This window comes from Haloarcula pelagica (genome assembly GCF_030127105.1).
GTDB classification, from domain to species: Archaea; Halobacteriota; Halobacteria; order Halobacteriales; family Haloarculaceae; genus Haloarcula; species Haloarcula pelagica.
On sequence record NZ_CP126161.1, the window covers coordinates 466,886 to 489,311 of the forward strand.

The window sequence follows — 22,426 nt, forward strand, 5'->3', positions numbered from 1 at the left end:
CGGCTCGATCTCAGCTCGTATCCGGACACCCGGAAGCATTTCCTGCTCCCGGTCACGCCCGTAACCGCTAGACGGCACCGACACACGCCTCGCGTGTTCTGTGACTGTCGACTATGCTGGCCTGTGCCACGGGCCGACGGCGAGACGAATCATGGCGCTACTGCGCAGGCACGCACGGCGCGCCCCGCGCGGTATCGCCGGCTGTGTTAGTCGATCGCGACGTGTTCGTGACACACTGGGCAGACCTGCCCATCGCTGCGCTGCTGAAGGTCTGACTGTGCTCCCGTCCATCCACAACTGGGGCACTGCACTGGGGTAGTTCCGGACACGGAACGCTAGGATCAATCGACGCTGTGTAAAAAAGCGTGGTGCCTGGACCGAGCAGTTCACGCGGTCGCCGGACCAGCTCGGTACGACCGGCCACCGTCGGGTCGCTCACTGTCCGACATCCTCACAGTAGACTGGTCTTGATTTCGAACGTGGCACCGCCGGTTTCGGCCTCCCGCGCGGTGATCGACCAGTCGTGTCGCTCACTGATCTCCTTGACGACGGAGAGTCCGATGCCGGAGTTTCCTCCAGTCCCGGTTATGCCGATCTCGAATAGCTCGTCCGGATCGGTCTGTTCGAACCCGTCTCCGTCGTCTTCGATGTAGAAGCCGTCGAAATGATCGCCCATGTACTGCGGCCCGACCACGATCTCTGTGGCCGAGGAGTGCATCAACGTGTTTTCGAACAGCTTCTCGAAGACAGTCTGTAGGAGCGACCTATTAGCGGGGACCCGCTCCATCGATTCGGTTCGAAGGGTGACGGACTCCGTCCCGACGGTTTCCCACGCGTCGAGCGCCACCGATGAGACATCGACCATCGACATCTCGGCGACGCTGTTGTTTTCGGTAACTAACCACGTCATGTCGTCGATAACGGCTTCGAGTCGATCGACGTTGCGCTCGACGGTATCGAGGTGTGCGCGACCACCAGAATCGTGGTACAACTCCAGGTGGCCGTAAATCGCTGTCAACGGGTTCCGCAGTTCGTGCGAAAGGACTCTCGACAGCCGCTTGAGCCGGGCCTTTTCTTCCCGGAGCTGCTCACGCAGTCTCTCCGTCTCCATTCGCTGTTCGACGAGCCCGGTAACGTCCTGTACGACGCCACGCGTCTTTTGTACCTGGCCGTTGCGAACGTCGGCGTCTCCACGGACGCGGACCCACCTGACGTTTCCCCTCGCGGTCACGAGCCGGACCTGCACGCTGAACGGGTCCCCGGTCTCGAATAGCGTCTCCAGTTTCTCCCGCAGTTGCGGACGGTCCTTCTCGTGGTAGAAATCCAGTGCGTCATCCACGCTCAGTTCGTATTCGTGCGGGAGTTCGTGGATCTCGTAGACGTGTTCCGTCCACCGCAACTCCTCGCTGTCGAGGTCGTACTCCCAGCCCCCGATATCGCCCAGCTCTTCCGTTCGCCTGAGAAAATCACGATGGCGATGGAGCTCCGTCCGAGCCCGTGAGTTCTCGATCGTCGAGAGAACGCGGTGTTTGAGGACCGTCCGTGGCATCTTTTCGGCCCCGTCGAAGAGGTAGTCGTCGGCCTTCGCGAGGACAGCCTCGCCGGGTGGCTGGTCCTCCTGGTCAGTGAGCACCAGTATGACGGGCGTGCCTGGCGCTCGGTTTCGAGCGATCAGGACGCCTCTCTCGATGGTCGCGTCGTCGAATCTCCCCGAGAGCAAGAGACAGTCGACACGCTCCAGGAGAGTCGTCTCCGTCTCGTCCGTGAGCTCGGGTATCGTCTCTACCGTGAACTGGGGAATCGCCGTGAGCTCAGGGCCGATGGCAGCGTTCTGACTGCCAGGCTTTGTGACAAAAAGCAACCTGAACCGGTTCGTGGTAGACACTTCGGTGGAAAACCTGTCGCTACCTACAATAAATCTACCTCTCAGAATCTCATCCGTGATACCCACCGCGAGGGTTGGAGTAGTAATTCGTCACCTCTCTCGTGGGATGCATGGGTGGCCTCGTGTAACTCGACCTCGCGTGCGTCTCGGGAGAAATCCGTCGGGACGCCGGCCCCACCTGGCGAGGGTGAAGCGCGACTCCCAGAGAGGAAGCGTGTGGCCTCGTGTGGGCCACACACGGCGATCGAACAGATGGCTGTCAGGGGGTGGGCCCCGGGTGACAGGATGGGGCGCTCAGGAGGGGGAATCGGAGCGGGAACCGGGACCCATCTGTGCGGTGCGGGCAGGTCGACAATAAGTTTTCTGAACCCCGCAGAGGATGACGGTTCACGCTACCCGTGGCCTCGAAGCGACTGTGGCGGTGCCGGAGTGCTGTATATCGGGTCCGACGCCACTGTGTGTCGTCGGGAGTGCCTCCCGGCCGGCGGTAAAAGCGGTGCGCCCCGATCGCGTCGGCTGCTCGGGCGCTGCACTCGGTTCGAGAAAGCCGAAAAACGGTGCGTCAGTTACGCTTCGGGACCGGAGTCCTGGCCGAGCGTCGCCGAGGAGTCGCCTTCGGCGGATTCGTAGACGACGCGGACCTCGTAGTCGTCGTTCAGACTGGCGATAACTGACTGACCGGCACTGATGTCACTATTTGAACCATATGCTGCACCAGATGAATTACCCCAAGCCCCACCGCTGGTCTTGAAGTCGGCATCACCAACAACGTCACTACTGCTGGTAAATCCACTCCCGCGAAGGTACAATTCGCTTGCAGTAATTGTGTCCCCACCATCGTGCGTGATGGTTAATTGGCCTCTGTCGGTTTCATTCTCATTGTAATCGAACGAGAAACTGGCCTGCGGCGTCGTGCTCTGTGTCTGGTCTCCGAGTCCGAGGACGAACGATGCGATGACTGCGGCGAGGATCACCGTAATCGCGACCATCAGGATGACACCGATGACCGGCGAGACGGCGTCGTCGTCGTTGAACAGTTGCTTCAGATCCATTACACTCCTTCGGTAAGCCGGGATTAGTATAAAGTAATAACACGTTTTACGCGAAACGGCCGTCTCAAGCCCGTGTTGGCCGGTTTCAACACCGGCTTGAAGGATTTGGAGCGGACGGTGTGTCCGCCCAACAATGGACGGGGCCTGTTCAGAGCCCGGTTTGGAGGCCGTATTATCCGGAATACGGGGACTACCCGCGTTTGGCAGTTCGAACAGCCACGGTTGTAAGCTCTGTGCCGTTGTCTGCGGTGTTATGGACCTTCTAAGCCGTCGAGGCGGGCGTGAAACTCTGTCGAGACAGGTCCGGAAGGCGGTTTGAAGAGGTATGACCGAGCGACATACGAGACGGTCGGGAGCACCGGGCCGGTGGGAGCGAGGCCGTCGGTCGGGGCATGCCCGACGGGCGGTCGGAGCGGACCAGTCGTCGGGAGGGCGACTCCGGAGGACGGTCGCTCGAACGGCAGCGCCAGAACGGCTTGCACGGGACACGAGCGGGTAACTATCGGGTAACTATACGCTGGTCAGGTGACAGACGACTATGGCGTTGTACGCGCTCGAAGACATCGACGACGCGGTGAGCGCCACACGGTCGCTCCTGTGGCCGGTCGACCGCACGCTGTGGATCAAGCTCGCGGTCGTCGTGTTCTTCGTCGGCGGTCCGGGAGCGAGTTTCAACTCGGTCCAGTACAACGTTCCGGCCAACGGTGACACGCCACCGGGCGACGTACCGCTCCCGCCGGAGATCGGGGCGAACATCCTGCTCGTGGTCGGCTCGCTCGTCCTGATCGGGCTCCTGATCGGCCTCCTGTTCCTGTTGGTCGGCTCGGTGATGGAGTTCGTCCTCGTCGAATCGCTCCGCCGGGAGACCGTCACCATCCGCCAGTACTGGGGGGAGCGCTGGCGGCAGGGGATTCGGCTGTTCTCCTTCCGATTCGTCGTCGGGCTCCTCGTCGTCGGCAGTGCGGTGGTCGTCGCTGCCTTAGTGTTCCTGCCGCTGTTCGTCGGGGCGGGACCCGGCCCCGGGAACCCGCTGGCAGGGTTCTCGGTAGTCGGATTCCTGTTGTTGCTCCCGGTCGCTGTCGTCCTCGCACTCGTCGTCGGCCTGGTCAACGGCTTTACCACCGTCTTCGTCGTCCCGGTCATGATCGTCGAAGACTGTGGCGTCGTCGCGGGGTGGCGACGGCTCTGGCCGACGATCACCGCCAGCGTCTGGCAGTACCTCGCCTACGCTGTCGCCGGGTTCGTCCTCAACATTCTCGGCGGGATTCTCGCCGCCATCGCTATCGGGGTCGCCGTCCTCGTACTGCTCATCCCGTTCGGTGTCCTCGGCGTGCTCGGCGTCGCACTGCTCGCGGCCGCCCCGCCGTTCGGGATCGGTGTGCTCGTTCTGGTCGGGCTCCTGTTTGGCCTGTCGGTGCTCGTCGTCGCGGCGCTCGTCCAGGTGCCGATAGTGGCGTACCTTCGCTACTACGCGCTGTTCGTCCTCGGGGACATCGATCCCGAACTCGATCTGATCCCCGACCGTCGGGCTGCGGTCCGCGAGCAGGGCGACGCGGAGTGACGACCAGACGCGCCGATAGCGTTCGCAGGCGTCGCCGGGGAGCGTTCGACGGGACGTTTATCAGACTCCTCCGCGGAATGACCGTATGGCTATCGACGACGGGGACGGCGTCACCATCGAGTACGTCGGGCGGTTCGAGGACGGGACCATCTTCGACACGTCCCGGTACGAGGTCGCGGCCGACCACGGACTCGCCGAGGCACAGGACGCCGGCCCGGACAACTACAAAGCGCTCTCGTTCCGGGTCGGCAACCGCGACGTGATCGCCGGCCTCGACGACGCGCTCGTGGGCCGCAGCGAGGGCGAGGAGGCGACGATCACGGTCGAACCGGACGACGCCTACGGTCCGGTCGAACCCGAGAAGATCAGGGAGTACGACCCCGAGACGTTCGAGGCGATGGTCGGGACCGAACCCGAAGTCGGGATGCACGTCCACGCCGAGAACGACCTCCACGGCGACGTGACCGCCGTCCGGGAGGACACCGTCGAAGTCGACTTCAACCACGAACTCGCCGGCAAGACGCTCGTCTTCGAGGTCGAAGTGATCGACGTGTGGGGGAAAAACGAGTGAGTCAGCCGGTGTCGTACTTGTAGGTCGCCTCGTCGGGGTCGATCCCGAAGTCCTCCGCGGACTCGTCGGGCTCCGACTCGACCGTCTCCTCGGCCGACGCGGCCTTGAACCGGGTTCTGAACCGGTCTGGCATCCGGAAGCGCTCGACCTGGAGGCGAAGCGGGACGGAATCGGGCTGGATGTTCTCCTGTTTGGTCACCAGCCGGTCGCGCAGTTTCTCGGGCAGTTGCTCGGGCTCGATGCGCTCGAAGCCGAACTGCGCGAGGTAGTCGGCCGCGTTGGTCAGCGAGTACACCACGTCGAACCCCTCGTCGGCGGCGTACTCGGCGAGTCGTTCGATGATGTGTGCACCGACACCCTGGCCGCGCCACTCCTCCAGGACGCCGATACTCGTCAGTTCGCAGTACTCGCCGTCGTCGGTCTTGTGGATACGGATGCGGCCGAAGCCGGCCTTCTCGTGGCTCTGTTCGTCGATGGCGACGACGTAGTCGCGGGAACGGAACGCTGTCTCGTCGAGCCCCATCGCTTCGATGTGGTCCAGCAGCCAGACCTCCTCACGGTTTTTCGCGTCCCGGACGTACATACCACGGCCTTGGCCGTCCACGGCAAAAGGGTTTGCCGGTAGATCGGTCGGGTCCGACGGCGCCCCCGCGCACAACTACTTTGAGTCGTGTCATCGAGAACCACGTATGAGCAGCGACGACGACTACCGACACGTACCGTCCCGCGAGTTCGTCGAGTCGACGAACGTCCGGGAGTTCATGCGGGCTTACGACATCGGGGACTCCGAGGAACTCATCGACCGGACGACCACCGAACTGCCGGCCGAACCCGACTCGGGTGTCGAGTGGTTCTGGGACGAACTCGTCGACTACCTCGGGATCGAGTTCTTCGAGCCGTACGACGCGGTCCGGGAACGCCACTCCCGAGTGGTCGACGGCGAGACCTACGACGGGCCACAGTTCACCGAGTGGTACCCCGGCGGCCGCATCAACGCCGCCCACAACGCGCTCGACAGACACGCCGCCCGCGACAGCGGGACGCGAAACCACGCCGCGCTCGTCTGGGAGGGCGAACCCGGCGACGTACGGGAGGTCACGTTCCACGCGCTGAACAGACAGGCCAGCCAGGTCGCCAACTACCTCGAATCGGTCGGCGTCGGGACCGGCGACACCGTCGCCCTCTACATGCCGATGGTCCCCGAGGTCGCGGCCATCCTCTATGGCTGTCTGAAGGTCGGCGCGATCGCGGTACCGATCTTCTCGGGCTTCGGCGTCGACGCGACGGCGACGCGGCTGGCCGACGCAGACCCAGCCGTGTTGTTCACCGCCGACGGCTTCTACCGCCGCGGCTCGGTGGTCGGGCTCAAAGAGACGGCCGACGAGGCAGTCGACGACGCCGCCGACCGCGTCGAGGGCGACGGCGTCGAACACACTGTCGTCTACGAGCGAGTCGGGACTGCCGACGACCCCGACCGGACCCTCCAGTGGACCCGCCGCGACGAGTGGTGGGCCGACGCCGTCGGCAGCCAGCCCGACAGCTACGCCGCGAAGTCTCTCCCCAGCGGCCAGGAGTCGATGTTGCTGTACTCCTCGGGGACGACCGGCGAGCCCAAGGGGATCGTCCACACCCACGCCGGCGCGCTGTTGCAGGCGGCCAAGGAGGTGTACTTCGGGTTCGATCACAAGCCTGCCGACCGCTTTTTCTGGGTCAGCGACATCGGCTGGATGATGGGGCCCTGGACGCTACTCGGGAACCACACCTTCGGCGGCACCGTCTTCATGTACGAGGGCGCCCCCGACCATCCGGAGCCGGACCGCTTCTGGGCGATGATCGACCGCCACGACCTCACCGTCTTCGGCGTCTCGCCGACGGCGATCCGAGCGCTCCGCAAACGGGGCGAGGAGTGGCTCGACGGCCACGACCTCTCCAGTCTGCGGCTGTTGGGGTCGACCGGCGAACCCTGGGACGAGGAGAGCTGGGAGTGGTTCTACGAGCACGTCGGGAACGGCTCGTGCCCGATCATCAACATCTCCGGCGGGACCGAGATCATGGGCTGCTTTCTCATGCCGCTGCCGACCCAGCCGCTCAACCCCTGTACGCTGGGCGGTCCCGGCCTGGGAATGGACATCGACATCGTCGACGAGGCGGGCGAGTCGATCCGTGACAGCCACGAGCGGGGGTATCTGGTCGCGCGGGACTCCTGCCCGTCGATGACGAAATCGCTGTGGGCCGGCGACGACCGGTATATCGAGGAGTACTGGTCGACTTGGCCCGACGTATGGGACCACGGCGACTGGGCCCAGCGGGCCGAAGACCGACTCTGGTACCTCCACGGGCGCGCCGACGACACGCTCAACGTCGCCGGCCGGAAGGTCGGCCCGGCGGAGGTCGAAGGGGCCGCGATCGAGCACCCGGCGGTCACCCAGGCCGCCGCCGTCGGCGCACCCGACGAAACGACCGGGACCGCGGTCGTCCTCTACGTCGTGCTCCACCCCGAGTACGAACCCAACGACGACCTGGCCGAGGCGATCCGCGAGACCGTCGGCGCGGAGTTGGGCAAGCCGTTCCGCCCTCGCGAGGTGCTGTTCGTCGACGCCTTCCCCAAGACCCAGAGCGGGAAGATCGTCCGCCGTGCGATCGCGGCCGCCTACCGGGGCGAGGACCTCGGTGACCTCTCCAGCGTCGAGAACCCCGGCGTGCTGGCGGCGATCGAGGACGCGTCGTAGCCGTCGCTGCCCGCGACAACCGAGCGAAGTGAAAACCGAACGCCTCAGACCGTACCGGAGACGGCGTCGCCGCCGTGGTCAGCCTGGACCGAGTCCCGCCGGGCGTACTCGACGCCGGCGACGAACGCGAGAGCCCAGGCGATCGCGAGTGCCCCGCCAAGCACGCCGAGGCTGGACTCGATGGTGGGAAAGCCCACCGAGACGACGCCGAGCGTCGCGGCCAGTAGCCCGCTGCTCCAGGCGGCGAACCGCCAGTCGCGGCGGCGCAGGACCGCGAGTGCGCCCATGAGGACGACCAGTGCGGCCGTGATCGCCATGGCGCCGTAGTGGACGAACAGGGCGTGTTCGTCGGCGATACCGAGCGGTTTGGTGGTCTCCAGCGTGGCAAAGGCCAGGAGCGGGACGGCGCCGACGACGAACAGACCGGCGAGCCGGCGATCGACGGCCTCGACGCGGTCGAACCGCAACAGGGACCGACCGGCCGGGTGGAGCGCGAGCGCGACCACGGCGAGCACGCTGGTGGTCAGGAACCCCGTAAACAGCGGCGACTCCGCCAGGAACGCGAACACCGCGACCACGCTCACGGCGAAGACGGGCGCCAGGATGGTGTTCACCCGGTCGCTAGGGTGATACAGCATGAGCGCGAACGGGAGCAAGACGGCGATCCAGAGCAGCCCCGAGATCACCATGTCGTGGACCTGGTGGATGCCGAAGCCGCCGCCCCAACTGAGAAACAGCGCTCCCAGTACTTCGACGGGCGTCAGCGCGACGTTGAGCGCGATGATCGCCAGGGCGACGAGCGAGAACGCCGCGAGCCGGGCCTTCTCGGCGAGGGAGAGCGACCCGACCCGCGACCCGCCGGAATCAGTAGTCGTGACTGTCGATGGCATGGTTGTTCGACTAGTCCTGTACGGCGTCTGAAAGAATATAGCTAGCGGGAGGATGGCTAGCACGCGTTCGTCGGATGAGAGTCAGTCGGCTGCTGGACGCTCTCGGTGCCGGCGGGTCAGTCCGCAGGGCGCTCCCGTAGCGCGGTATCGAGCGTCAACAGCCCCGGGAGCGCCGCGAGCGCCACCAGCAGTTCCGCGCCGCCGGCGACGACGAACGCCGCGAGGTAGCCGTACTCACCGGCGACGAACCCGCCGACCAGGATTCCGGTCAGGAAGCCGACACTTCCCAGGGCGTTGAACCCGGCCATCGCCCCGCCCCGCTCCGCGTCGCCGGCCAGATCGGAGACCAGCGCCATCGTCGCCGGTGCCATCAACGCGCCGATGACGCCGACGACGACCATCCCGACGCCGGCCGAACGCACCGTCGGAGCCAGGCCGACGCCGACGACGGCCAGCCCGTACAGCGAGGAGCCGACGGCGACGGGAAGTGTGCGGCCGACCCGATCCGAGAGGACGCCGAAGGGGTACTGGAGGAGGGCGAAGGGGGCGAAAAACAGCGCGAGCATCAGACCCGTCTCGCCGGGCGTCAGCGAGAACGCCGTCCGGAAGTACAGCGTCCCGACGAGCGCGAAAAAGCCCGCTGTCAGCCGGTCGACGAAGCCGAACGTGTAGGGGATCGCCAGCGCCGGCGTCCCGCGGAGGCCCGCCAGCGCCTCTCGGACGTGCCCGCTATCGGCCGCCGGCGCACGATCCGTGACCAGCGTGGCCAGCGCGGCGACGACCAGCAAGAGCCCGCCGGCGACTGCCAGCGGCAGCGTCGGCGCGACGCCGTACAACTGCCCGCCGAGCGGCGCGCCCAGCGCTGTCCCGGAGCCGATGGCGATCCCCGCCGCACCCATGTTCCGGCCGTGACCGCCCGAGAGGTCCATCAGCATCGTCATCGACAGCGAGAACGGCGCGATGGTCGCGGCGCCCTGGAGCGCCCGGAGGAGCAGGACCGTCTCGAAGGAGACGCTCGTGACGCCCGGCAGCCAGGCGAGCAGGCCGTACAGCAGGCCGCCGACGACGGCTCCGCCGACGATGAACGGGAGTCGGCGGCCGGTCGCGTCGCTCAACACGCCCCAGACGCCGGCGAAGGCGACGAAGGCGGCGAACTCGGCCGCGAGGAACCACATGCTCGCGTCGAGGTCGGTCTCCGCGCCGAGTGCCCGCACGAGCGTGTCGACCCCCGGATAGAGCAACACCTGCGCGAGCAGGACGACGAAGACGACCGCGGCGAGGACCATTCGCTCCCGGCGAACGCTCACGACCGCGGTTACGCCCGGCGACGGAAAATACGTGTCGGCGAACGGGTGGCGGGGCGACGGCGAGCGACAGCGGGCTACGGCGCCGCCGGAAAGAGCCCCGGACCGTCGCCCCCAGCGGCCCGGCCACGAGCGGGACGGCGACGGCGATCCCGACGAGCGGCCACATCCCGAGCGCGGCCCCGAGCGTGCCGGCCGCTGCGAGCCTCGCGAGGAAGACGGCGACAGCGACGAGTCCGAAACCGAATCCGGCAGCGACGGCCGACCGGAGCCGCGGCCAGCAGAGCCCGACGAACGCGCCGCCGGCAACCAGGCCGAGCCAGTGGCCGGCGGCGAGCGCGATCCCGACCGCGGCGGCGACGAGCGTCGCCACCCAGCGCCGGCGGCGATCGGTCTGGAACCCGTACAGCACGGACAGCGAGTCACTCATCGCCGCCCTCCCGGAAGCGAATGTCGGGGTCGCCGTCGGTCGTGGGCCGCTGGACGCGATACTCGCCGTCGGCCCAGTCCCGGAGCTGGTCGTCGTAGTGTTCGGAGAACGGACTGCCCTCGTTGCCGCCGGGGATGATCGACAGCGACGGCGCGCTGTCCAGCCGAGCGAGCAGTCGGTAGCTGCTGCCGACACCGCTCTCGACCCGGACGTTCCGGACCGTCGCGGGCGAACCGTCGGTCGGGTAGCGCGGATAGTTGAGAAACGACTGGTCGAACGGGTGGTCGATCGCCGTCCGGTTGTAGTCGCCGTAGACCTCGTGGCCGGCCTCGTCGATGGCCGCCGCGGCGTCGGCCATGGCCGCGGCGATGGTCTGCGCTCTGCTCCGGGCGTCGCCCCCGGGCGGGTCGGTGAACCACAGGCTCTCGGCCGGTAGCGTCAACAGCACCCAGTCGTTGGGGTAGAACCGGTCGTCGAGGTCGTTGGCGGCGAAGGCGTCGTCGAACACCTGCGAGCGGTAGGCGTCGACGAAGAACGCGAACACGAGCGCGGCCCGGGAGTCGCGGTCCATCCGGTAGTCCCAGCCGTCGAGTTCGTCGGCGGCCCCGCGGGCACGCTCGCCCATCGCCGACCGCGCGTCGAGGATCGTCGGGACGAACGCCGCCGCCCGCTCGTCGCGGACATCCCGCTGAACGCGACGCATGAAGGCCGGATCGATCGGGTCGTCGCTCAGCGCCCGTCGGTCGAGCAGGTTGTAGATCCGCTTGCCGCGCCAGGGGGCGCCGTAGGCCTCGGAGAGATAGTAGTCCAACTGGCTGTCGGCGACGATCCGCTGGTTCGCCGTCGCCACGTAGTCGGGGTCGATTACCTGGGGTTTGTCCGCGCTGTCGACGTAGGCGTCGTGGTCGGGGACATCGTAGGGCTCGTAGCCGAGCCACTCCCCCGCGCCGGCGGAGCCGTCGAACACCTGATCCCCGGGGACGGCCTCGCCGTCGGTCCGGCGTCGGGGCACCAGCCCGGTCATGTAGTAGCAGGTGTTGCCCTCCCGGTCGGCGTAGACGGCGTTCTGTGTCGGGTGGTCGAACCGCGAGAGCGCATCGAGCGCGCTGTCGCGGCCGTCGCTGTAGTTCAGGTCCCGGATGGCCCCCGCGGTGCGGGTGGCCTGGAGACCGACCCAGGCGACGCCGACCCGCTGGCCGAACCGCTCCAGGACCGGCCCGTGGACCGACTTCCGGACCGTCACCGTCTGATCGGGGGCGTCGGCGACCTCGATAGGGCGCTCCTCGACATCAAACTCACGTGTCTCCCCGTCGTACCGGTAGGATTCGCCGTCGGTCTCGTACCGGTAGAAGTCGATGCAGTCGGCGTTAGCGTTCGTGAACCCCCAGGTGCCGGCGTCGTTCTCGCCGATGACGACGAAGGGAACCCCCGGGAAGGCGACACCGCCCACCTGGAGGTCCGGCGCCCGGAGGTGCTGGCGGTACCACACCGGTGGGGCGAACAGCGTCAGATGGGGGTCGTTGGCCAGCAGCGGTCGGCCGCTGGCGGTGTGCTCGCCGGAGACGACCCAGGAGTTCGAGCCGACGCCGTCGGGCCACTCGAAGGCCGACGCCCAGCGGGCGAACTCGGGGGCGATGCCACCGCGGTCGCCGCCCACTCTCACCTCGCTCGCACCCGCATCGACCCGTTCGCTCTCGTCACCGCCGATCTCGGCGGCCGGGAGGATCGGGTAGTCGTGGTCGAGCCGGTTCGGGTACAGCGAGGCCGCGGCGTCGGCCCCCAGCGCGTCCGTGGCGGCCGCGACCCGGAGCGTCCGGAAGCTCCCGGTCAGTCCCCAGCCGATCTGTTTCTGGATCAACAGCGAGTCGACCGGCGTCCACTGGCGGGGTTCGTACTCCAGGAGTTGAAACTCCGCCGGCAGCGCGCCGTCGCCGGTGGCCGCGTTCACCCCCTCGGCGAAGGCCGCCAGGTCCGCTCCGGTGTCGGTGTCCTCCAGGGCCGCCCAGTTGGCCTCGGCGGCGGCGGTGAAGTCCATCTGGGCGTGGAAGCGATCCGACTCGACGGCCTGCTGGCCGACAGCGGCCGCGAGTTCCCCGCGCATCCGGCGGGCGAACAGGTCCAACTGGAAGCGGCGGTCGGTCCCGTGGACGTACCCGACGGCGTAGGCCAGCGCGCGCGAGCCGTCGGCCTCGATCGTCGGGACGCCGTCGTCGTCGTACCTGACCGTCGCCGACCCGAAGGGGCTCTCGACGCGCTCGGGCGTCTCGCGGCGAGCGGCCGCCCAGTAGTCGCCGTCCAGCGCCGCGAACCGGTCGAGAACGGACCCCGCAGGCGAGAGGGTCGCCCCGCCGACGCCGCCTGCGAGGACGGCCGACAGGAGGGCTCTGCGACTCCAGTCCATACCGATATGGCGATCCGAGGATGCCTAAACGTTGGCCGGGGTCGAAGGAATCGTCAAGTGGGTCCCGGCCCCAGGGTCGGACGATGCCGACCGACATCACGACCCGCGTCGTCGAAGCCGTCGAAGCGGGAACCGTCGACGGGTGGTGTTCGCGAGCACAGGTCGAGTCGCTCATGTCGGCGACGACGGTCGACAAGCGCGAGGTCGACCGCGCGCTCAAGCGGGCGACTGCGGAGGGACGCCTGGAACGGTCCGGGGATCGGTACCGAGTCTCGGAGTCGTGACTCCGGTCCGAGCGTTTTTCACAGACCACGCACGAACTCACGGCAAGGATCACATCGAGATGGGACGAAGCACCGAACGAGGGGTCTCTCCGGTCGTCTCGACCGTGCTGTTGGTCGCCGTCGTCGTCATCCTCGCCTCGACGGTGTCGGTCGTCGCCTTTGGCTTCACGAGCCAGGTCGACGAGCCGGCGCCGGTCGTCGCACAGTCGAGCGGCCAGCTCGTCCGGGACGTTACCGGCGGGACCGACCAGATCGTCAACATCACCCACGAAGCGGGCGACACCATCCAGGTCGCGAACATCGAGGTCGCCGTCGACGCCAGCGACGCCTGCGGCAAGCGCGGCCGGTTAGTCGACCTGCCGGACAACGCCGTCGGCTTCGGCAGCCCGGATCAGATCGAGGGCGACGACATCTTCGACGACTACTCGCCCGACGGCGGCGCGCTCGATCCGACCACGGGGGACACCGAGTTCAGCGCCGGCGACACGATCCGCTTCCGGCTGACCAACGGCGCGTGTCCGCTCGCCGACGGCGACCGGATCACCGTCCGGATCGTCCACACACCCTCGGGCGCCGTCGTCGTCGAGCAGACACTGACCGCGTCCTGATCACTCCGGGTCGACCAGCCGCCTGAGCCGCCAGACCTCGTCACGGACGGCCTGCCACTGTTCCGGCGTCCCGGGGAGGGCGTCGGTCGTCCCCTGCGCCCGGTTCACGTACATTCGCTGGCGGACTGGCCGGCACAGACGATCTTCTCGTCATCGTCCAGGGTGAGCCAGTCGTACTCGCTCGACATGATTGGGGGCTGGCGCCGGACGTGTTCGAGTGGTTCCACCGCTATCGCCGGCCACACAGCGGAGGTTCGGCCCGTTCGGGCGCCCGATAGCGGGGAACACCGGTGAATTTATTTCAAGTTATCTGTTCCCACACCTAACGTTGTTTGGACGGTTGGTTTATCTACCCCTCCTGTTTGTGGAAGCGCACGATGACAGACCGACGATTCACACGACGAACGGCGCTGAAAGGACTCGGTGCGCTCGCCGCCGGCACGGCCGTCTCGGCGACCGCATCGGCGAACGAGACGTGGGACACGATCGAGACCCCGCTGGACGGGACACTGTACGACGTGGTCCGGACCGCCGACGGCCCCTACGCAGTGGGTGCCGCGGGGACGATCCTCGAACGGACGGCCAACGGCTGGGAGACCGTCGTTCAGGGCGGGCCGACGGGGAACGGCAACACGCTGTACGGAGCCGGAACGACCTACTTCGGGGAGCGGTTGTGGGTCGTCGGCTCCTCGGGCGCCATCGGCGAGTACAACGTCCGGACGGGGAACTTCAACGACTACTCGGCGCCAAACGACGTGACCAACAACTTCAACGACGTGGCCGTCACCGGGATGGCCGACTACGCGAACGTCTACGTCGCCGGCGACTCCGGGAAGATCTACTCCAGCTTCGACAACGGCGCGACCGGGACCTGGGATTCGGTGACGCCCGGCAGCGGGTCGGCGATCAACGCCATCGACTTCCACGGCTCGCGCTCGGGCCACGCCGTCGACGGTAACAAGACGGTGTTCACGACCGACGACGGGTCTACCTACGATCAGTTGGGCATCGAGAACGCCAACGTCAACTTCCACGGCGTCGACTCCGACGGCGCCGACGACGTGACCGTCTCCGGCGGTGGCGGCGTCGTCTACACCTGGAACGGCAGCGAGTGGCGGACCGCCGACACCGGCGACGCGACGCTCCGTGACATCGAGACGGAGGGTGACGCCGGGCTGACCGTCGGCGGCGGCGGGAAGGTCTACCGGTACGACGGCCAGTGGGTGCAGGAGTCGACACCGACCGGCCAGAATCTCAAGTCTGTCGTCCGCGGGAGCACGGACATCGCCGTCGGTGCTGCCGGGGCCGTCATCGAGTACTGAACCGTTTCTGGGGTGGGGCTCACGTCGTCGCGACCTGCTGGAACAGCCCGAACAGACAGCGACGTCGAACAACTGGAGGGCTGTCGTTCGCACCATCGAAACCGACAGAGAGCGAGTTGAACGTCGCAGTGTGTGACAGGGGGAGAGCCCACGACGGCCGGGTGAGCACGACCGCACTGGACGACACGGGCCGACCAGCAAAGGCTCCGCGCCCGACTCGCGATGACGAGGCGAACACCGACCGGAACTGGCCGTTCTTTATCCACTGACGACACACGATACCTATATCGAGGTGTTTCTGCTCGAATAACGTGGGATATAAGGTATTCTATCCCACTTAGTCGAAGGTTTCTTGTTCGAGGTCCGTGCTACGATATCTCATGGTAGGCACCTCGACAGCGACATCATAGGCCGTCGACCGACTGCTGCCGTCACCGACGAACGACCGCCGCCCGTCTCGTGGCCGCTCGCCACGGCACTCGACAGGTGGCGGAACACACACGTCCCAGCGGACAGTGTGCTCGCGGCGACCGAACCAACAGACTGTGTTATCGAGCGACCCACTCCGACGGAGCATCGAGGTTGAATACTGGGTAGTAGACGGTGACGGGCGGCTCGTCGACCCGGAGGGACTGGTCGACGCCTCGCCGGGTGCGGAGCGTGAGTTCGTCCGACCGATGCTGGAGGTGAAGACGACACCCTGCGAGACGACCGCGGAGCTTGAGGCAGAACTGTTCGAGCGGCTCCGACGCGTACTGGAGCGTGCTCACGAACTCGACAAGCACCTGGTCCCGCTCGCGACACCGCTGCACGCAGAAGGGATCCGGGAACTCCCGAGCGACAGGACGCGGATCCAGAACGTCGTCGTCGGGGACGACTTCGAGTACGTCCGCCACTGTGCGGGGACACATATCCACGTCGAGCAGCTCCCCGGCAGGGCGGTCGACCAGCTGAACACGCTCATCGCGCTGGACCCGGCCCTCTCGCTGGTCAACTCCGCCCGGCACTTCCGCGGTCGGATCGTCGCCGACGGCGCCCGGTCGAAACTCTACCGCTGGCTGGCCTACGACGACCTGCCCAACCAGGGGACACTTTGGCCGTACGTCCAGGACACCGCCGAGTGGGACGAGCGACTGGAGCGCTGTTACGAGGCGTTTCTGGAGGCGAGCATGGACGCGGGGCTCGACAGGGAGGCAGTCGAGTCGAGCTTCGACCCCGAGAGTGCGGTGTGGACCCCGGTGCAACTCCGAGGCGAGTTCGGGACCGTCGAGTGGCGGTCGCCCGATACGACTGTCCCGAGCCAGGTCGTCCGGCTGGCCGACGACATCGCGTCGGTCGTCGAAGCGCTCCGGGGGACCGACCTCGTGATACACGAGGAGACCGCGCCCGACATCGGCGCGGTCGGTCCGGGCGGCGACACTGTCACGTTACCTCCGTTCCGGACGGTCGTCGAACACGCCGACGCTGCCATCCGTGACGGGCTCGACTCGCCGGCGCTCCGGTCGTATCTCAAGGCCTTCGGGTTCGACCTCTCTGCGTACGACCCCGTCTCGGGAGCCATCGACCAGGAGACGGTCACGGTGACCGAAGCGCGGGAACATCGGCTGGAACACGCCGACCGACTGGAGCGTGACATCCGGCGCTCGGGTTCGGCGAACAAGGTGTCCGGGGGGCTGTGATACGCGGTGATCGAGCGACGCCGTGACCTGCTCCACGGCGTGGCAAATCCTGACAGGATACCGGGCCATTTGTGCGGGGAACCTGTAGGGACGGGCAATGGCCCGGACACGGCTCGCGCTGTTGAACGCCGCACACGCCGCCGAGGACACCCGTCGCAACTTCCGGCGCGAGCTCGACGCCGAACTCGTCGAGTTCCACTGTCCCTCGGGCGAACTCCCCGAGACGTTCGCCTTCGACGGCTGTGTCGTCACCGGCTCGAAGGCCTCGGTCTACTGGGACGAACCCTGGATCGGCCGACTGAAAGAGTGGGTCGGCGAGGCCATCGAGGCGGGGCTGCCGTTTCTGGGGGTCTGTTACGGCCACCAACTCCTCGCCAACGTCCTCGGGGGCCGTGTCGAGCCGATGGACGAGTACGAGATCGGCTACCGGACGGTCGAGCAGGACGGCCAGAACCGGCTGCTCGACGGCGTCGACGACGACTTCCTCGTCTTCACGACACACTCGGACCAGGTCACGAAAGCGCCTCCGGGAGCGACGGTGTTCGCCCGGAACGACTACGGTATCCACGGCTTCCGGAAGGGACACGTCTTCGCCGTCCAGTTCCACCCCGAGTACGACACTGAGACCGCCCGGAACGTGACCGAGGGGAAAGACGAACTGTCCGACGAGCGGATCGGGGCGGTCCTAGAGGGGATCACCGGAGAGAACTACCGGGACGCCTGCGAGGCGAAACAGCTGTTCGACAACTTTCTGGCGTACGTCGCGGAACACACCCCGGAACGGGTGGTTTCGGCGTCCGACCGCGCCGACTGAGCGCCGACGGGGTTCGACAGTCAGATCCGGACCGGCCTCACATGTAGCCCAGATCGCGCAGGCGCTCCATCAGGTCCTCTTTGTCCTGGGCGCGGCCGGCGCGTTCGGTCGTGTTCTCCATGTCCTGGAGCCACGCGGGTTCTTCGGCGGACTTGTCCGTGCTGACCTCGCTGCCCAGCGAGCGGAAGCCGGCGAAGTACTTCGGCGAGACGGGCACGTCTTCCTTCTCGATGCCCTCGGGCAGGTCGTCCTGCCCCTGCGGGACGTAGCCCTCGTCGGGGTAGCCCTCGACAGTGTCGGGCACGACGAAGTTCCAGAACGCCTCCCACACGTCGGCCTCGGCGAACTGCAGGATCGGCTGGATGCGGTCGTGGGGCGGGTAGATGTCCGGATCGTGCCGCGGCGAGAAGAACGTCTCGTCGGCGCGGGACTCCTGTTCGTCCCAGCGGATCCCCGAGAGGATACCGTCGACATCGTGCTCCTCGATGGTGTCGTTGAGCGCCACCGTCTTCAGGAGGTGGTTGCCGACGTAGGTGTCGAGCAGGAACGGGAACGTGTCCTCCTCGTATTCGAGGATGTTCCGGATGTGGTGCTGGTTGTGCTCGGAGAGTTCGTCGACCGGGATGTCGTCACCGGGTTCGAGACCGTTCTCGTCGACGTAGTCGCCGACGTTCGTGTTGCGCGCCCAGATCACGTCGAGGTCCCACTCGTCGGCCCAGTGCTTGGTAAAGTCGATGAGTTCGTCGAAGTGCTGGTAGTGGTCGATGAAGACGACCGGCGGAACCTCCAGGTCGAAGCGGTCCGCCACTTCCTTGACGAAGTACAGCGTCAGCGTCGAGTCCTTGCCACCCGTCCACATCACGACGGGGTTCTCGTACTCTTCGAGACCCTGCTTCGTGACTTCGATCGCCTTCTCGATCTTGTGGTTGACCGTCGGGTAGTCTTCGGGCGTCTCGCCCTCGCCGTCGCTGTAGTCGACATCGAGGTAATCGGGGAACTCGGCTGTCTCTGACATCGTGTAATGAGATGTAATTAGAAGCTGTAAGTATTTTGTGTTCCGCCGACAGGTGTGTGAACCGGAACCACACTCGGTGCGGCACTGTCGCCCCGGAATTAAAGCCGTTCACGGCCGTCCGTCGAGACGAATGATCGGCCCCCCATCGTCGCTTCGCGGGATCGCCCGGCGGTGGCTGGCGCTGTACGTCCCCGTCGCCGCGTTGATCCTGGGTCTGAGTACGCTGGTAGGGTTCCTCCTGGGCGACGCGATTCCGGTCGACTCACTGCCCGCCGGGAGCGACGCCGGATCGAACCCGTTTCTCCCGTCGGAGATCACGACGGTCTCGATCGCCGTGAACAACCTGACCGCGATGGGGGTCATGCTGCTTGGGGCCGTCTCGCTCGGGCTCGTCACGGTGCTCGGTCTCGTGTTGAACGGGCTGCTCATCGGCGTCGTCGTCGGCCTCGCCGGTCAGGAGTTACCCTCCATGGTGATCCTCGCGTTGTTGCTCCCCCACGGGATCGTCGAGATTCCGGCACTGCTGATCGTCGCCGCGATCGGACTCCGCTTTGGCCGCCTGACCGTCCGATACCTCCGCGGCACGGAAGACCGGTTGGTCACCGAACAGGCGCTGCGAGAGGCGGGCTGGCTCGTCGGCGTCGCCTGTGTGCTCGTGCTAGTCGCCGCCTACATCGAGGCCAACGTCACACTAGCCATCGCCGAACGCGTCGCCGACGGGTCCCTGTCGGGACTCCCGTCAGCGTAGGTCAGCGGGAAGTTCGATCACGACCGCGTCCGACAGCGGGCGCTGTTGCACGGAGCGTCGTGGAGGAACCGCCAGACAGCAGTACAGCGGGGAATCGACCGTGAAGCGATCAGTTGATGAACTCGTTGTCGCGCCAGTTGACGCCGTCTTTCTCCTCGTCGTCGCGGGGTTCTTCCGCGACGTTGATGACGGCGGGCCGCTCCTCGCCGTCGACGATCCGGACCGCTTCCAGTTCCTCGTCGACGGCAGCGATCGCGGTCAGCGTCCCCTTCTCGGCGATCTTGGCGACCTCACAGAGGACCTCGAACATCTCGTACTGGAGTGCGGTGTTCTGGAGCACCGTCTCCCGGTCCCCCTTGAAGCAGGCGTACTCGACGAGTTCGGATTCGATCTCTTCTTCTTCCTCTTCGAGTGCTCCCCACTGTGGTCCACCGCCGGCGCTCCCGGTGCTCGCGGCGCCGGGTGGTCCCATCTCGTCGGGGTCTTCCTCGTAGACTCGGTTCTCCGTGACGCTCGCTTTGAGCTGTGCAGTCGGAGTGTACTTGCTCATGCTGTCGTCGTCGGCGACAGCACTGACGATGAGCGTGTTGTTCCGCCGAGTGATGTCAACGTCAGCGACTGCGGGCGGAAGATCTGGGTCCTCGAAGAAATCGTAGGCGTCTTCGAGTGGCAGTTCGAGTGTCGAATGAAGTCTGTATACGCGGCTGGTCATAGTTGGGAACGTGTGTCGGTGGTCGACGGCCGTCCGCTGACGCTACAGTCACCCTGATGTACGGGACACTCGCTTATATCATCTGTCCTTCGCCATTCGGCCGACAGCGGCGGAACGGAACTACACGAATACACTGGTTATCGTCCGAGTAACCGCCGCTTACACAGCGAAAGGCGACCAAACCGTGACGTTCGGCCAGTTAATCGTCGGCAGCGGCGGGCTCGGTATCGTCTGTCACACCGGCCGCTTCGATACTGGGCGGATACTCGCCGCGATCCAGGACGAGGTCCGACGCCGGACGCGCCATACACGTCAGCGCGTACGACTCCCGTTCTTCCGCTGTGAGCCCCCGGGCGGCGGGCTGGACCACCTCGCCCTCCAGAATCTCGGCCGAACAGGCCAGACACATCCCCACGCGGCAGGAGTACTCCTGTGCGATGCCTTCCTCCAGGCACCGCGAGAGGATCGTCTCCGTGTCGGAGACGGTGATCTCCTCGCCCGTCCCCGCGAACTCGACGGTGTAATCGGTCATGAACGGGCGTTCGGAACCCCGGGACAAAACTCTTTATCGGTCGTCCGCCGCAGTTCCCGCCCCGGCACGGACCGGGTGGCAATACACTGGCTGTTCCGACGATCAGACCGCCTCGACGCGCCGAAACAGCGCCGCCCCCAGGAGGACCATCAGGACGCTGGCGACGACCATCGCCGCGAAGTCCAGCGCCAGCGACCGCTGGGAGACGCCCACCAGCGCACCGCGGAGGCCGTCGACACCGTAGGTCAGCGGGTTCAGATAGCCGACGACCCGCAACGGCGCCGGGAGGTTCCCCAGCGGGTAGAACGCCCCCGAGAGGAACGCCAGCGGAAACAGCGCGAAGTTGACGATGAGGTTGTACCCCTGGGTGTCCTTGAACTGCGAGGCGATCGCCAGCCCCATCCCGATGAACGTCGCGGCCACGAGCACGAGGAAGGCGACGGCGATGGCGACGCCGGTCACGGAGGCCGGTCGGAACCCCAGCGGGAGCGCCAGCACGAGGATGAGCAGCGACTGCAACAGCGTCGTCGTCGCACCGCCGGCGATCCGGCCGACGACGATCCCGGTGCGGCTGACCGGCGCGACCAGGATCTCCTTCAGGAAGCCGACCTCCCGGTCCGAGAGCACCGCCAGGCCCGTGAACGACGCCGAAAAGAGCATCGTGAACCCGAGAATCCCGGGGACGAGATACTCCAGATAGCTCACGCCCGGTGGGATCGAGCCGAACTGCACGTCACGGAAGCCGAAGCCGAAAAAGACGAGGATGAAGAAGGGGCCGAGCAACAGCCCGACGACGCGGCTCTTGGCCCGCCAGAACCGCACGAGGTCCCGCCGCCAGAGCCCGTAGACGGCGACCGCCTCTCGGCGGAGTCGGCTCTCCTCAGTCATCGCCGCCACCCCGCGCTGTCGGCGCCGGCCGCTGGCCGTCCTCGGCCCCCGTTTCGGCCTCGGTGACCGTCCGGCCGGTCAGCGAGAGGAAGACCCGCTCCAGGGTCGGCCGATCGACCGAGACGGTCGTCACCGCGGCCACCTCGCTAGCGGCGGTGACCACTGCCGCGACGCGGCGTGCGCCGTCGTCGACACCGATGTCGAGCCCGTCGCTGTGGTCGGTCAGCGACCGGACCCACGGCTCCCCCTGGAGTACCTCGGCGACGGCCCCGGGGCGGTCGGTCCCCAGCCTGATCACGTCGCCGCCCAGATCGGCCTTCAACGCCTCGGGAGCGTCCAGCGCGACCACGCTTCCGTCGTCGACGATCGCCACCCGGTCACAGAGGGCGTCGGCCTCCTCCATGTAGTGGGTCGTCAGCACCACGGTGACGCCCGCGTCGCGGTTGAGCCGGTCGATGTACTCCCGCACCGTCTTTCGGGTGCCGGCGTCGAGTCCGACGGTGGGTTCGTCCAGAAAGAGGACCGCGGGCTCGTGGAGCAGGCCGCGCGCGAGTTCCAGCCGGCGGGCCATCCCCCCGGAGTACTCGCCGACGCGCTTGTCGGCGTCCTCGGCGAGGTCGACCAGATCGAGGACCGTCCGAACCCGCTCGCGGCGGTACTCGCCGCCGATCCCGTAGAGCCGCGCGTGAAACCGGAGGTTCTCGATCCCGGTCAGTTCCTCGTCCAGGGCCGGTTCCTGGAAGACGACGCCGATGTTCGAGCGGACGGCGTCCGGGTCGGTCGCCACGTCGTAGCCGGCGACGCGGGCGCTGCCCTCGCTCGGTCGAAGGAGTGTACAGAGCGTGTTGACGAGCGTGGACTTGCCGGCGCCGTTGGGGCCGAGCAAGCCGAGGATCTCGCCCTCGGAGACCGACAGCGACACCGCGTCGACGGCGACCAGATCGCCGTAGCGTCTGGTCAGCCCGTCGACCTCGATGGCGTTCATACCGTCCCGTCGGGCC

General features: G+C 66.7%; 21 protein-coding genes. 9 read left to right on the forward strand and 12 right to left on the reverse strand.

The window, feature by feature from the left end; genetic code table 11:
* Positions 1–451: 451 nt before the first annotated feature.
* Together P1L40_RS02545 and P1L40_RS02550 are read right to left on the reverse strand one after the other, a co-directional pair.
* Positions 452–1,951: a sensor histidine kinase gene (locus P1L40_RS02545; RefSeq protein WP_284009743.1), complete on the reverse strand. Its 1,500-nt coding sequence runs from the start codon at positions 1,949–1,951 to the stop codon at positions 452–454.
* Between the two features lie 500 nt (positions 1,952–2,451).
* Positions 2,452–2,937, reverse strand: a complete 486-nt coding sequence (locus P1L40_RS02550; RefSeq protein ID WP_284009744.1) for a type IV pilin N-terminal domain-containing protein — start codon at positions 2,935–2,937, stop codon at positions 2,452–2,454.
* 538 nt (positions 2,938–3,475) lie between these two features.
* Here P1L40_RS02550 and P1L40_RS02555 point away from each other — a divergent pair.
* Entirely contained in the window at positions 3,476–4,498 is a 1,023-nt protein-coding gene (locus P1L40_RS02555) for a DUF7544 domain-containing protein (RefSeq protein WP_284009745.1), read from the forward strand.
* Positions 4,499–4,583: 85 nt separating this feature from the next.
* On the forward strand, positions 4,584–5,069 hold the full coding sequence (locus P1L40_RS02560) for an FKBP-type peptidyl-prolyl cis-trans isomerase (RefSeq protein ID WP_284009746.1): 486 nt from the start codon (positions 4,584–4,586) through the stop codon (positions 5,067–5,069).
* Between the two features lies 1 nt (position 5,070).
* Here P1L40_RS02560 and P1L40_RS02565 read toward each other — a convergent pair whose 3' ends face one another.
* Positions 5,071–5,652, reverse strand: a complete 582-nt coding sequence (locus P1L40_RS02565; protein ID WP_284009747.1) for a GNAT family N-acetyltransferase — start codon at positions 5,650–5,652, stop codon at positions 5,071–5,073.
* 106 nt (positions 5,653–5,758) lie between these two features.
* Here P1L40_RS02565 and P1L40_RS02570 point away from each other — a divergent pair, with 106 nt between their 5' ends.
* Complete coding sequence (locus P1L40_RS02570) at positions 5,759–7,798, forward strand: AMP-binding protein (RefSeq protein ID WP_284009748.1); 2,040 nt, start codon at positions 5,759–5,761, stop codon at positions 7,796–7,798.
* 44 nt (positions 7,799–7,842) lie between these two features.
* On the opposite strand, the gene P1L40_RS02575 is transcribed toward P1L40_RS02570, so the two are convergent.
* From P1L40_RS02575 to P1L40_RS02585, 3 genes are all read right to left on the reverse strand, one after another.
* Positions 7,843–8,688 carry a hypothetical protein gene (locus tag P1L40_RS02575; protein WP_284009749.1) on the reverse strand — a complete coding sequence of 282 codons (846 nt, stop codon included), beginning with the start codon at positions 8,686–8,688 and terminating at the stop codon, positions 7,843–7,845.
* 116 nt (positions 8,689–8,804) lie between these two features.
* Positions 8,805–9,995, reverse strand: a complete 1,191-nt coding sequence (locus P1L40_RS02580; RefSeq protein WP_284009750.1) for an MFS transporter — start codon at positions 9,993–9,995, stop codon at positions 8,805–8,807.
* Between the two features lie 419 nt (positions 9,996–10,414).
* Positions 10,415–12,823 carry a penicillin acylase family protein gene (locus P1L40_RS02585; RefSeq protein WP_284009751.1) on the reverse strand — a complete coding sequence of 803 codons (2,409 nt, stop codon included), beginning with the start codon at positions 12,821–12,823 and terminating at the stop codon, positions 10,415–10,417.
* A gap of 83 nt (positions 12,824–12,906) precedes the next feature.
* On the opposite strand from P1L40_RS02585, the gene P1L40_RS02590 reads away from it, so the two are divergent.
* Together P1L40_RS02590 and P1L40_RS02595 are read left to right on the forward strand one after the other, a co-directional pair.
* Positions 12,907–13,107: a hypothetical protein gene (locus P1L40_RS02590; RefSeq protein ID WP_284009752.1), complete on the forward strand. Its 201-nt coding sequence runs from the start codon at positions 12,907–12,909 to the stop codon at positions 13,105–13,107.
* A gap of 59 nt (positions 13,108–13,166) precedes the next feature.
* Positions 13,167–13,715 carry a type IV pilin domain-containing protein gene (locus P1L40_RS02595; RefSeq protein ID WP_284009753.1) on the forward strand — a complete coding sequence of 183 codons (549 nt, stop codon included), beginning with the start codon at positions 13,167–13,169 and terminating at the stop codon, positions 13,713–13,715.
* A gap of 104 nt (positions 13,716–13,819) precedes the next feature.
* On the opposite strand, the gene P1L40_RS02600 is transcribed toward P1L40_RS02595, so the two are convergent.
* The gene (locus P1L40_RS02600; protein WP_284009754.1) at positions 13,820–13,942 is read right to left on the reverse strand and encodes a hypothetical protein; all 123 of its coding nucleotides are present in this window, start codon (positions 13,940–13,942) and stop codon (positions 13,820–13,822) included.
* Positions 13,943–14,092: 150 nt separating this feature from the next.
* On the opposite strand from P1L40_RS02600, the gene P1L40_RS02605 reads away from it, so the two are divergent.
* From P1L40_RS02605 to P1L40_RS02615, 3 genes are all read left to right on the forward strand, one after another.
* Positions 14,093–15,037, forward strand: coding sequence for a beta propeller repeat protein (locus tag P1L40_RS02605; RefSeq protein ID WP_284009755.1), 945 nt, complete (start codon positions 14,093–14,095; stop codon positions 15,035–15,037).
* A gap of 545 nt (positions 15,038–15,582) precedes the next feature.
* The gene (locus tag P1L40_RS02610; RefSeq protein ID WP_284009756.1) at positions 15,583–16,716 is read left to right on the forward strand and encodes a glutamate--cysteine ligase family protein; all 1,134 of its coding nucleotides are present in this window, start codon (positions 15,583–15,585) and stop codon (positions 16,714–16,716) included.
* 97 nt (positions 16,717–16,813) lie between these two features.
* Positions 16,814–17,530 (forward strand): type 1 glutamine amidotransferase, encoded by a 717-nt coding sequence (locus tag P1L40_RS02615; protein ID WP_284009757.1) that lies wholly within the window; start codon positions 16,814–16,816, stop codon positions 17,528–17,530.
* A gap of 37 nt (positions 17,531–17,567) precedes the next feature.
* Here the strand turns inward: P1L40_RS02615 and P1L40_RS02620 are convergent, their stop codons facing one another.
* Positions 17,568–18,545, reverse strand: coding sequence for a phosphoadenosine phosphosulfate reductase family protein (locus P1L40_RS02620; protein WP_284009758.1), 978 nt, complete (start codon positions 18,543–18,545; stop codon positions 17,568–17,570).
* A 130-nt stretch (positions 18,546–18,675) separates the two neighbouring features.
* On the opposite strand from P1L40_RS02620, the gene P1L40_RS02625 reads away from it, so the two are divergent.
* Positions 18,676–19,293, forward strand: a complete 618-nt coding sequence (locus P1L40_RS02625; protein ID WP_284009759.1) for a stage II sporulation protein M — start codon at positions 18,676–18,678, stop codon at positions 19,291–19,293.
* A gap of 109 nt (positions 19,294–19,402) precedes the next feature.
* Here the strand turns inward: P1L40_RS02625 and P1L40_RS02630 are convergent, their stop codons facing one another.
* The 4 genes from P1L40_RS02630 to P1L40_RS02645 all read right to left on the reverse strand — a co-directional run bounded on the left by P1L40_RS02630 (position 19,403) and on the right by P1L40_RS02645 (position 22,410).
* Complete coding sequence (locus P1L40_RS02630) at positions 19,403–20,005, reverse strand: DUF7110 family protein (protein ID WP_284009760.1); 603 nt, start codon at positions 20,003–20,005, stop codon at positions 19,403–19,405.
* 199 nt (positions 20,006–20,204) lie between these two features.
* Positions 20,205–20,537 carry a 2Fe-2S iron-sulfur cluster-binding protein gene (locus tag P1L40_RS02635; protein WP_284009761.1) on the reverse strand — a complete coding sequence of 111 codons (333 nt, stop codon included), beginning with the start codon at positions 20,535–20,537 and terminating at the stop codon, positions 20,205–20,207.
* A 102-nt stretch (positions 20,538–20,639) separates the two neighbouring features.
* A complete protein-coding gene (locus tag P1L40_RS02640; protein ID WP_284009762.1) occupies positions 20,640–21,425 on the reverse strand; it encodes an ABC transporter permease in 786 nt (261 codons plus the stop codon).
* Positions 21,418–22,410, reverse strand: coding sequence for an ABC transporter ATP-binding protein (locus P1L40_RS02645; RefSeq protein WP_284009763.1), 993 nt, complete (start codon positions 22,408–22,410; stop codon positions 21,418–21,420). Before P1L40_RS02645 ends, P1L40_RS02640 begins: the two co-directional genes overlap by 8 nt.
* Between the last annotated feature and the right edge of the window lie 16 nt (positions 22,411–22,426).

Coding starts and splice junctions, on each gene's coding strand:
- P1L40_RS02635 (WP_284009761.1), bottom strand. CDS start 20,537: ATGACCGATTACACCGTCGAGTTCGCGGGGACGGGCGAGGAGATCACC.
- P1L40_RS02615 (WP_284009757.1), top strand. CDS start 16,814: ATGGCCCGGACACGGCTCGCGCTGTTGAACGCCGCACACGCCGCCGAG.
- P1L40_RS02630 (WP_284009760.1), bottom strand. CDS start 20,005: ATGACCAGCCGCGTATACAGACTTCATTCGACACTCGAACTGCCACTC.
- P1L40_RS02625 (WP_284009759.1), top strand. CDS start 18,676: ATGATCGGCCCCCCATCGTCGCTTCGCGGGATCGCCCGGCGGTGGCTG.
- P1L40_RS02570 (WP_284009748.1), top strand. CDS start 5,759: ATGAGCAGCGACGACGACTACCGACACGTACCGTCCCGCGAGTTCGTC.
- P1L40_RS02575 (WP_284009749.1), bottom strand. CDS start 8,688: ATGCCATCGACAGTCACGACTACTGATTCCGGCGGGTCGCGGGTCGGG.
- P1L40_RS02565 (WP_284009747.1), bottom strand. CDS start 5,652: ATGTACGTCCGGGACGCGAAAAACCGTGAGGAGGTCTGGCTGCTGGAC.
- P1L40_RS02590 (WP_284009752.1), top strand. CDS start 12,907: ATGCCGACCGACATCACGACCCGCGTCGTCGAAGCCGTCGAAGCGGGA.
- P1L40_RS02585 (WP_284009751.1), bottom strand. CDS start 12,823: ATGGACTGGAGTCGCAGAGCCCTCCTGTCGGCCGTCCTCGCAGGCGGC.
- P1L40_RS02645 (WP_284009763.1), bottom strand. CDS start 22,410: ATGAACGCCATCGAGGTCGACGGGCTGACCAGACGCTACGGCGATCTG.
- P1L40_RS02595 (WP_284009753.1), top strand. CDS start 13,167: ATGGGACGAAGCACCGAACGAGGGGTCTCTCCGGTCGTCTCGACCGTG.
- P1L40_RS02620 (WP_284009758.1), bottom strand. CDS start 18,545: ATGTCAGAGACAGCCGAGTTCCCCGATTACCTCGATGTCGACTACAGC.
- P1L40_RS02555 (WP_284009745.1), top strand. CDS start 3,476: ATGGCGTTGTACGCGCTCGAAGACATCGACGACGCGGTGAGCGCCACA.
- P1L40_RS02560 (WP_284009746.1), top strand. CDS start 4,584: ATGGCTATCGACGACGGGGACGGCGTCACCATCGAGTACGTCGGGCGG.
- P1L40_RS02550 (WP_284009744.1), bottom strand. CDS start 2,937: ATGGATCTGAAGCAACTGTTCAACGACGACGACGCCGTCTCGCCGGTC.
- P1L40_RS02605 (WP_284009755.1), top strand. CDS start 14,093: ATGACAGACCGACGATTCACACGACGAACGGCGCTGAAAGGACTCGGT.
- P1L40_RS02640 (WP_284009762.1), bottom strand. CDS start 21,425: ATGACTGAGGAGAGCCGACTCCGCCGAGAGGCGGTCGCCGTCTACGGG.